Below are 9,734 nucleotides of genomic sequence, written 5' to 3' on the forward strand. Positions count from 1 at the left end.
CCCGACGGCGGCCGGCCCGGCGGCGGCCCGGCCGGCGGCGCCCCGGTCGGCGGACCGGCGAGCGGACCGGCCGGCGGCGGCACCGGTGCGCGCGGTAAGGAGAAGCCCTGATGCACCTCGCCTATCCCACCGTCCTCGCGGCCCTCCTGTTCTGCGTCGGCGTCTACGGCGTCCTGGCCCGCCGCAACGCGATCCTGGTGCTGATGTCCGTCGAGCTGATGCTCAACGCCGTCAACCTGAACCTCATCGCCTTCGACGTCTGGCTGCGCGACACCCTGCACGCGGGCCAGGCGCTCACCCTCTTCGTCATCACCATCGCCGCGGCCGAGATCGGCATCGGCCTGGCCATCGTCCTCCTCGTCTACCGCAACCGCGGCACGTCCGACATCGACAAGCTCCGCGACCTCGCCGAAGCCCCGCCCCCTGACCAACCCACTGACAGCAGTGTGGCAGCCGCCACTGACAACGGCTCCGACCAGGGGATTCCCGTCGGAAGGCGGACCGCGTGACGATCACCACCACCGCTGCCCTCGTCCCCGTCCTGCCCTTCCTCGGCGCCGTGGCGGGCCTGCTGCTCGGCCGCCGCGCCCCCGGCTTCGTACGGCCGCTGGCGGTGCTGCCCACCCTCGCCGCGGCCGCGCTCGCCGTGGCCGTCGCCGTGCGCCAGGGCGGCGGGGCCGCGGCCGGCGCCGCCACCCGGCTCGCCGACACCGGCTCGGTGCCCGTCGACCTCGCGCTGCGCGTGGACGGCTTCGCCGCCCTCGTCGCGGTCCTGGTCGGCGTCGTCGCCTCCTGCGTGCAGATCTACTCCACCGGCTACCTGCGCGACGACCCCCGCTACGCGTCGTACGCCGCGCTGGTGTCCCTGTTCACCTCCGCCATGCTCCTGGTCGTCTACTCGGACGACCTGATCGTGCTGCTCGTCGGCTGGGAGGTCATGGGCATCTGCTCGTACTTCCTGGTCGGGCACTACTGGGAGACGGCGGCCGCCCGCTCGGCCTCGCTGAAGGCCTTCCTGGTCACCAAGCTCGGCGACGTGCCGTTCCTGATCGGGATCTTCGCGCTGGCCGCCGACGCCGGCACGTTCCGTATCAGCACCATCACCACCCGGCTGACCGCCCACGACGGCCTCCAGCTCGACCACCCGACGCTGGTGGCGCTGCTGCTGCTCGCCGGGGTCGCGGGCAAGTCCGCGCAGTTCCCGCTGCACACCTGGCTGCCCGACGCCATGGCCGGCCCCACCCCGGTGTCCGCGCTGATCCACGCCGCCACCATGGTCGCGGCCGGCGTCTACCTCATCGCCCGGCTGCTGCCCGTCTTCGCCGCCTCCGCCGCCGCGCTCGTCGTGCTCGCGGTCGTCGCGGCCGTCACCATCGTCGGATCGGGCCTGGCCGCGCTCGCCCAGGACGACATCAAACGCGTCCTCGCCTACTCCACCATCGGCCAGCTCGGCTACATGACCGGCGCCCTGGCCGTCGGCGACCGCGGGGCGGCCGTCTTCCACCTGCTGTCCCACGGCGCGTTCAAGGCGCTGCTGTTCCTGACCGCCGGCGTGCTCATCCACGCCGCGGGCACCAACTCGCTGGCCGCCATGTCCCGCATGCCCGACCTGTGGAAGCGGGCCCCGGACGCGCTGTGGACCATGAGCGTGGCGCTGCTGTCGCTGGCCGCCATCCCGCCCTTCAGCGGCTTCTTCTCCAAGGAAGCCGTGCTCGGCGCCGCGGAGCACGCGGCCGAAGGCCACGCGCACGGCGTCCCCACCGGCGCCGGGTGGACCGTGCTCGTCGCGGGGATCGCCGGCGCGCTGCTGACCGCCGGATACGCCGCCCGCCTGTGGCTGCTCGCGGCCGCGCCCCCCGCCTGGCGGGGGCCCGCCGCCCCGCAGGCCCCCGCGCCCGCCGACAGCGCGCACGGCCCCGCGCACACCCCCTTCGTCATGAACGCCGTGCTGTGGGTGCTGTTCGTCCCCAGCGCCGCGCTCGGCCTCGCCGTCGGCGCGCTCCCGGACTGGTTCGACGACCACTCCCTCGACCCGACCCTGACCACCTCCGTCCTGGGCACCGGCGCCGCCCTGGCCGGCGTCCTCGTCACCTACGCGGCCTGGCGGCACACCGCCGCCCGCGCCGCCCGCACCCCCCTCGGCGCCGTGGCCGTCCCCGCCGCCGAGCCCGCCGCCGCCGAGGCCGAGGCCATCGCCACGCACGAGGCCGTCTACGGCGACATCGCCGCCGCCCGCGACCCCGCCGACCCCGGCCGCCTGCTGCTGGGCCCCCTGCACCGGCACGCGGCCGCGGGCTTCCACCTCGACGCCCTCTACACGGCCCTGTTCGTCCGGCCCACCCGCGCCGCCGCCCGGCTCGTCACCTTCCTCGACCGGGAGGTCGTCGAGACCTACGTGCGCGGCGCGGGCGCCGTGCCCCGCCTGCTCGGCGCGGCCGTGCGCCGCGCCCAGACCGGCAACGTGCAGACCTACCTCAGCGCACTGCTCGCGGGCTCCGTCGTGCTGGCCGTCGCCGTCCTCGTCGCAGCGGGAGCCTGACCCGTGAACCACACCGCCCTGCAGATCCTCCTCGCGGCCGTCGTCGTGCTGCCCCTGGTCGGCGCCGTCGCCGCCCTGCTGCCCGCACCGCCCGGGCTGAAGGGCCGCGACCCCGACCAGGCCGTGCTGCGGCACGGCGTGACCGTCACCGGCGCCGTCCTCGTCCTGGCCGCCGTCCTGGCCGCCGGCTTCGACCACGACCACCCGGCCCGCATGCAGGCCGAGACCGACCTGCGCTGGATTCCGGCCTACGGCATCCGCCTCCACCTGGGCGTCGACGGCATCTCGCTGCCCCTCGTGGTGCTGACCGCGCTGCTGACCTTCCTGTGCGCGCTCTACAGCGCCTGGTCCCCGCGCGAGCGCGAGAGCCACCGGGGCCGCGCCAAGGGCTTCACCGCGCTGCTGCTCCTGCTGGAGTCCGGCACCCTGGCCAGCTTCGCCGCGCTGGACCTGGTGCTGTTCTTCCTGGCCTTCGAGACGGTGCTCATCCCCATGTACTTCCTCATCGCGCGGTGGGGCGGGGGCGGGCGCGAACAGGCCGCCTGGAAGTTCATCCTCTACACGCTCCTCGGCTCGGTCGTCATGCTGCTGGGCCTGCTCCTCATCGGGATCAAGGGCGGCACGTTCGACATGGTGGCACTCGCCACTGACAACGGGTCCGGGCTCAGCCACAGCACGCAGCTCATCGCGGTCCTCGCCATCGGCGTCGGCCTCGCCGTGAAGGCCCCCATGTGGCCGCTGCACACCTGGCTGCCCGACGCCCACACCGCCGCCCCCACCGTCGGCTCCGTCCTCCTCGCCGGCGTCCTGCTGAAGATGGGCACGTACGGGCTGGTGCGCATCGTGCTGCCCATCGCGCCCGACGGGGCGCACACCTTCGCGCCCTACCTCGCCGCCTTCGCCGCCGTCGGCATCGTCTACGGCTCGCTGGCCTGCCTCGCCCTCGCGCGCACCGGCCGGGGCGGCGACCTCAAGCGGCTCGTCGCGTACTCCTCGGTCGGGCACATGGGCTTCGTGCTGCTGGGCGTGGCCACCCTCACCCCCACCGGGGTCAACGGCGCGCTGTTCGCCAACATCGCGCACGGCCTCGTCACCGGGCTGCTGTTCTTCCTGGTCGGCGGCCTGAAGGAGCGCTTCGGCAGCACGGACCTGGACCGGCTCGCCGGGACGGCCGGCGCCGCCCTGTACGGCCGGGCCCCGCGCCTGGGCGGCCTGCTCGCCTTCGCGGCCGTCGCCTCCCTGGGACTGCCGGGGCTCGCCGGGTTCTGGGGCGAGATGCTCGCCATGTTCGGCGCCTTCGAGCCCGCCGACGGCCTCAGCCGGCCCGCCTACCTGACGTTCCTGGTGCTCGCGGGCCTGGGCACCCTGCTGACCGCCGCCTACCTGCTCGTCGTCGTACGCCGCGTGTGCATGGGCGAGCGGCCCGCGCCCGCGCCGGACGCCGCGCCCGCGCGTGCCGTCGACACGGCCCTGGTCGCCCCCGGCGGCCCGGCCCCGCACGCGCCCGCCCCGGCCGGCCCGGCGCCCGCCGCGGACGCCGTGGACGCCGCGGCGCCGGCGGACGTGGCGGCCCACGAGTTCGCCGCCTGGTCCCCGCTCGTGGCGCTCACCGTGCTCGCCGGGCTGTGGCCCGCGGTCCTCCTCGGCCTGACCGACCCGGCCGTGCAGCAGCTCCTCGCAGGAGGCCACTGATGTCCCCGCTCGCCTCCGGCCTCGTCCAGTCCGTCGACTGGCTCGCGGTCGCCCCGCCCACCATCGCCGCCGTGGCCGCGCTCGCCGTCCTGGTCGCCGACCTCTTCCTGCCCGAGGCCCGCAAGCCGCTGCTGGGCTGGGCGGCCGCCGCGGGCCTGGCCCTGGCCGCGCTGTCCCTGCTGCCCCTGCTCGACGGCGACCGCGCCACCTTCTGCCTGACCTCCCAGCCGAACGTGTGCAGCTACCGGGCCGACGAGTTCACGCTCGTCACCCAGTTCCTGGTGCTCGGCGGCGGCCTGCTGACCGCGCTGCTGTCCGTGCACACCGTGCGGGAGTCCCGGCTGCCCGCGGGCGAGTACTGGTTCCTGCTGCTGTCCTCCGCCGCCGGCGCGGCCCTGCTGCCCGCCTCCCGCGACCTGGCCACCCTCGTGGTCGCCCTGGAGGTGGCGTCCCTGCCCGCCTTCGCGCTGGTGGGCCTGCGCCGCGGCGACCGGCTGTCCTCCGAGGCGGCGCTGAAGTTCTTCCTGTCCTCGGTCACCGCCACCGCCGTCACCCTGCTCGGCGTCAGCTTCGTGTACGCGGCCACCGGCAGCCTGCACCTGTCCGAGATCGCCGACGGCCTGGGCCACGTCGACCCGCGACTGGAAACGCTCGCCCGCGCGGGCGTGGTGCTCACCCTCGTCGGCTTCGCCTTCAAGACCGCCGCCGTGCCCTTCCACTTCTGGGTCCCCGACGCGTACGTCGGCGCGCCGCTGCCGGTGGCCGCGTACCTGTCGGTCATCGGCAAGGCGGTCGGCTTCTCCGGCCTGATCCTGGTGACCGTGCTGGCCTTCCCGTCGTACGCCGACGTGTGGGGTCCGGCCGTGGCCGTCCTGGCCGCCGTGACCATGACCCTGGGCAACGCCGCCGCCCTGCGCCAGCGCCCCGAGCGCGCGCACAGCGCCGTACGCCTGCTGGCCTGGTCCTCCGTCGCGCAGGCCGGCTACTTGCTGGTCCCGATAGCGGCCGCCGGGTACGCCGACGACCCCGCGCACGCCGTCGGCTCCACGGTCACGTACGCGCTGATGTACGGGGCCGTCAACCTCGGCGCCTTCGCGGTGGTGGCCCTGGTGGCCCTGCCGCCTGCCGAGGCCCCCGGCGGCCCCGCCGACGGCGCTCCCGGCGCCCCGGCGACCCGCGTCGCCGACTTCCGGGGCCTGTACGCCACCCGCCCCCTCGCCGCCCTGGCGCTCGCGTTCTTCCTGCTGTGCCTGGCGGGCCTGCCGCCCGGCGTGATCGGCCTGTTCGCCAAGGTGGCGGTCTTCTCCTCGGCGGTCGACGCGGGCCTCGGCTGGCTGGCCGTGGTCATGGCCGTCAACGTCGTGATCGCGCTCTACTACTACCTCCAGTGGACGGCGGTCCTCTTCCGCACCGGCGACCGTCCCGGGCAGGCGCCCGAAGCCGCCCCGGCCCCCGCCCGCGGCCGGCCCGTACCCGTCCCCCTCACCGCGGCCATCGGCCTGGCCGCGGTTCTCGGCGTCGCCCTGTCCGGCGCGCCGCAGCTGGTGCTGCGCTTCGCCTCCGGCACCCTCCTGTGACCCCCGCGCGGGGCCGCACGGGCCCCGCGCGGGGGCCCCACCAGCCCCGCTTGGCCCGCACAAAGGGGGGAAAGGGAACTACCGGCCGCCGTCCGGCGTTGGCGCAGTCAGGAGGTCCCGCCGGACAGGCCGGACAGCGGGACCTCGGCCAGAGGTTCCCCCGGGCACCAAGGGAGGCGTACCGTGCACCGCCGACACAACGGCCTGAGGACCGCCGTGCTCCTCGGAGGGCTGTCCGCGCTCATCATCCTCGTCGGCAGCTTCTTCGGGCGTACGGGCCTGGTCGTGGCCGTGGTGGTGGCGCTGGCCACCAACGCGTACGCCTACTGGAACAGCGACAAGCTGGCCCTGCGCGCCATGCGCGCCCGCCCGGTCAGCGAGTTCGAGGCCCCGGCGCTCTACCGCATGGTCCGGGACCTGTCCACCTCCGCCCGCCAGCCCATGCCCCGGCTGTACATCTCCCCGACCGAGGCGCCCAACGCCTTCGCCACCGGCCGCAACCCGCGCAACGCCGCCGTCTGCTGCACCGAGGGCATCCTGCGCCTGCTGGACGAGCGCGAGCTGCGCGGCGTCATCGGCCACGAGCTCAGCCACGTCTACAACCGCGACATCCTCATCTCCTCGGTCGCGGGCGCGCTGGCGAGCGTCGTGATGTTCCTGGTGAACTTCGCGTGGCTGATTCCGATCGGCCGGTCGGACGACGACGAGGGCCCCGGCATCGTCGGCATGCTGCTGATCATGATCCTGGGTCCGATCGCCGCCTCCCTCATCCAACTGGCCGTCAGCCGCTCCCGCGAGTACCAGGCCGACGCGTCCGGCGCCCAGCTCACCGGCGACCCGCTCGCCCTGGCCAGCGCCCTGCGCAAGCTGGAGGCCGGCACCCGGCAGCTGCCCCTGCCGCCCGAGCCGCGCCTGGAGACGGCCAGCCACCTGATGATCGCCAACCCGTTCCGCCCCGGCGAGGGCGGCATGGCCCGGCTGTTCTCCACCCATCCGCCCATGCGGGAGCGCATCTCCCGGCTGGAGGAGATGGCAGGATACCGGCCATGAAGGCGATCTTGAATGTGATCTGGCTGGTCTTCTCCGGCTTCTGGCTGGCGTGCGCCTACATGCTGGCGGGCCTCATCCTGTGCGTCACCGTCATCGGCATCCCCTTCGGCATCGCCTCCTTCCGCATCGGGCTCTTCGCCCTGTGGCCCTTCGGCCGCGAGGCGGTGCGCCGCCCCGGCGCGGGCGCCCCCTCCTGCGTGGGGAACGTGCTGTGGCTGCTCCTCGCGGGCTGGTGGCTCGCCCTCAGCCACGTGGTGACGGGCGTGATCCTGTGCGTCACGATCATCGGTATCCCGCTCGGCCTGGCCAATTTCAAGCTGATCCCGATATCCCTCACCCCGCTCGGCCACGAGATCGTCTCCACCAGCCGCCCGTTCGCCGCCCGCGGCGACTGGTAGCCCGCGCCGCCCCCCGAGCCTGCCGCTCCGCCCGCCCCGCGGCCCGGCGCCGACATCGGCGTCAAGGTCAATACGGTGGCGGAGCACCCCATGGCATCGGGTATTGTTTACGTCGTCGCCAGGGAGTTCCCGATGCCGGGAGCAAAGATCCTGGCCACATCCCCGGCGGTGTGCCCGAGCGGCCAAAGGGAGCAGACTGTAAATCTGTCGGCTATGCCTACCCAGGTTCGAATCCTGGCGCCGCCACCCGGTCGGAAGGGCCCGTGACCAGCGTGAAACGCTGCGTACGGGCCCTTGCGCGTTTCTCCGTCGCCCGGGCCAGGTGGGCCGTCGCCGCGGTCGGCCTCGCCTGGCCGCGGGCCGCCGCCGCCGGTTCCGCTCAGCGGCACGCGATCTGTCGTGTCGAACGCACGCGCGAGATCATCGGCCCATGCCGACCATGACACCGCGTGTCCGTATCGCCGCCACCGCCGCGGCCCTCGTCCTCGCCGCCGGAACGCCCGTCGCCGCGTACGCCGCGCTGGACGACGATCCGAAGGCCGCCGCCTCCGCCGCCGCGGGCCGGGGCAGGCCGTACGTGGAAACCCGGCTCTTCTTCGGCACCGAGCGGCCCGACGGCGGGCCCGCCGTCACCGACAAGCAGTTCCTGGCCTTCGTCGACCAGCACGTCACGCCCAGCTTCCCGGCCGGGCTGACCATCCAGGACGGCCGCGGCCAGTGGCGCGACGACAGCGGGCGGATCGAGCGGGAGCGGTCGTACGAGCTGATCCTGCTCTACCCGGTGTCCGAGGCCCGCGTGCACGACCCGCAGATCGAGGGCATCCGCGCGGCCTACGAGCGGCTGTACGGGCAGGAGTCCGTCGGCCGCGCGGACGAGGCGACCCGCGTGGACTTCTGACGCCTACGGGCCCTGACGCCCGTCGCCGTCTTCTGCGGTCACCGCGTGGCAAACCCGTCAGATCCGGCCGACGCGCGTCACCTGCCGGGGACCGGCCGGACCGGAGCCACCGACCCGGCCGGCCGGTTCCCGCCTCCGGGCCCGCCGGCCCGACGCCGGGCCGGCGGACGGCGCGGGCCGCTAGCGCGGCCGGGCCACCTGGGCCACCGCCTCCTCCACCGGCACCGGGCCGCCGACCAGCTCCAGCGTCAGGCCGATCGTGCCCGGCTCGTCCAGCAGGGCCAGCAGCACCGCCGCCACGTCGTCCCGGGACACCGGCCCGTGGCCCGTGTGCTCGGCCAGCCGGACCAGCCCCGTCCCCGGGTCGTCGGTCAGCCGGCCCGGGCGCAGCACGGTCCAGTCCAGGCCGGCCCGGGCCCGTACGTCCGCGTCCGCGGCCGTCTTGGCGCGCAGGTAGGCGGCGAAGACCCGGTCGGTGTCCGGCGGGATGTCGCGGTCGGTGCCCATCGAGGACACCACCACGAACCGCCGCACCCCGGCCTGCTCGGCCGCGTCCGCGAACAGCGCCGCGGCCGCCCGGTCCACGGTGTCCTTGCGGGCCGCGCCGCTGCCCGGGCCGGCGCCCGCCGCGAAGACCGCGGCGTCCGCCCCCTCCAGGTGCCTGGCCACGTCGGCCACACCCGCCGCCTCCAGGTCGCACACGACCGGCTCGGCGCCCGTCGCGAGCACGGCGCCGGCCTGCTCCGGCTNCGTCGCGAGCACGGCGCCGGCCTGCTCCGGCTTGCGGATGACGCCCGCGACCTCGTCCCCGCGCGCGGCGAGCAGGCGTTCCAGGCGCCGCGCGATCTGTCCGTGTCCACCAGCGATGACAATGCGCATGATCCCGACCGTACGCCGTCCGGGCGGACTCGTGCGCCCGGTCGACCGCCTGACCGACCGTCTGCCCCGGCCCGGCGGCCTGCCCGCGCCACAGGCCTGTACGGCCGGCTCGGCGCCGCCCGGGCCCGTACCGCCCCCCGGGGCCCGCCGCACCGCCCGAGGGCCCGCAGGCCGCCGCCAGGGCCCGCGTACGGCCACCCAGGCCCCCCAGGTCCCAGGTCCCCAGCCTCCAGCTCCAGGCCCGCCCGCGCCCGACGGCGGCCGGTCAGTCCGGCTCCCGGCCGCCGTCCCCCGGCCGCGACTGCCGCGGCAGGTCCAGGGCCACCGCGGCGGCCGAGTCGCAGTACTCCCGCACCGCGCTGGTGCGCGACACCACCCGACCGCCGTGGATCACCACCCGGCTGTACGCCAGCGACAGCACCCCCGCGAGCCCGTCGCCCCGTACGGCCAGCAGCTCGGCGGGAAAGCCCGCCTCCACGCGCACCTGCGCCAGCCCCATGGCCGCTCGCGCGCGGGCTGCCACCGCGTCGTAGGCGTCCTCCGCGCGCAGCTCGCCGCGCGAGGCCAGCAGGAAGGCGGCCTCCAGCGGGTCGCCGCGCCCCACCGGGTTCGCCGCGTCCCGCAGCGCCCCGCTGCCCGCGGCCACCGGCACCCCGGCCGCGCGCAGCAGCCGCACCGGCGCGCAGCCCGAGACCCGCGCG

The 9,734-nt window shown here is 75.4% G+C and carries 8 protein-coding genes, 1 tRNA gene and 1 pseudogene; 8 read left to right on the forward strand and 2 right to left on the reverse strand.

The genetic code is table 11. The annotated features are described in order from the left end of the window. The first annotated feature begins 110 nt into the window (after window positions 1-110). The 8 genes from nuoK to RKE29_RS24190 all read left to right on the forward strand — a co-directional run bounded on the left by nuoK (window position 111) and on the right by RKE29_RS24190 (window position 8,154). A complete protein-coding gene (gene nuoK, locus RKE29_RS24155; protein WP_312007721.1) occupies window positions 111-509 on the forward strand; it encodes an NADH-quinone oxidoreductase subunit NuoK in 399 nt (132 codons plus the stop codon). After that, window positions 506-2,539 carry an NADH-quinone oxidoreductase subunit L gene (locus RKE29_RS24160; protein WP_312007722.1) on the forward strand — a complete coding sequence of 678 codons (2,034 nt, stop codon included), beginning with the start codon at window positions 506-508 and terminating at the stop codon, window positions 2,537-2,539. Before nuoK ends, RKE29_RS24160 begins: the two co-directional genes overlap by 4 nt. Window positions 2,540-2,542: 3 nt before the next feature. Further along, entirely contained in the window at window positions 2,543-4,231 is a 1,689-nt protein-coding gene (locus tag RKE29_RS24165; protein ID WP_312007723.1) for an NADH-quinone oxidoreductase subunit M, read from the forward strand. Further along, the gene (locus tag RKE29_RS24170) at window positions 4,231-5,808 is read left to right on the forward strand and encodes an NADH-quinone oxidoreductase subunit N (RefSeq protein ID WP_312007724.1); all 1,578 of its coding nucleotides are present in this window, start codon (window positions 4,231-4,233) and stop codon (window positions 5,806-5,808) included. The genes RKE29_RS24165 and RKE29_RS24170 overlap by 1 nt, the downstream gene beginning before the upstream one ends. 183 nt (window positions 5,809-5,991) lie before the next feature. Then, window positions 5,992-6,858 carry a zinc metalloprotease HtpX gene (gene htpX / locus RKE29_RS24175; protein ID WP_312007725.1) on the forward strand — a complete coding sequence of 289 codons (867 nt, stop codon included), beginning with the start codon at window positions 5,992-5,994 and terminating at the stop codon, window positions 6,856-6,858. After that, the gene (locus RKE29_RS24180; protein WP_312007726.1) at window positions 6,855-7,256 is read left to right on the forward strand and encodes a YccF domain-containing protein; all 402 of its coding nucleotides are present in this window, start codon (window positions 6,855-6,857) and stop codon (window positions 7,254-7,256) included. Before htpX ends, RKE29_RS24180 begins: the two co-directional genes overlap by 4 nt. 164 nt (window positions 7,257-7,420) lie before the next feature. After that, a tRNA-Tyr gene (locus RKE29_RS24185) sits at window positions 7,421-7,502 on the forward strand. Between the two features lie 184 nt (window positions 7,503-7,686). After that, window positions 7,687-8,154, forward strand: a complete 468-nt coding sequence (locus tag RKE29_RS24190) for a DUF3574 domain-containing protein (RefSeq protein ID WP_312007727.1) — start codon at window positions 7,687-7,689, stop codon at window positions 8,152-8,154. A gap of 180 nt (window positions 8,155-8,334) precedes the next feature. Here the strand turns inward: RKE29_RS24190 and RKE29_RS24195 are convergent, their stop codons facing one another. Next, complete coding sequence (locus tag RKE29_RS24195) at window positions 8,335-9,033, reverse strand: NAD(P)H-binding protein (RefSeq protein ID WP_312007728.1); 699 nt, start codon at window positions 9,031-9,033, stop codon at window positions 8,335-8,337. Window positions 9,034-9,298: 265 nt separating this feature from the next. Next, window positions 9,299-9,734 (reverse strand): annotated as a pseudogene (locus RKE29_RS24200) (hydrolase); the annotation flags it as partial.

The organism is Streptomyces sp. B1866, from assembly GCF_031932565.1.
In the GTDB taxonomy this organism is placed as follows: domain Bacteria; phylum Actinomycetota; class Actinomycetes; order Streptomycetales; family Streptomycetaceae; genus Streptomyces.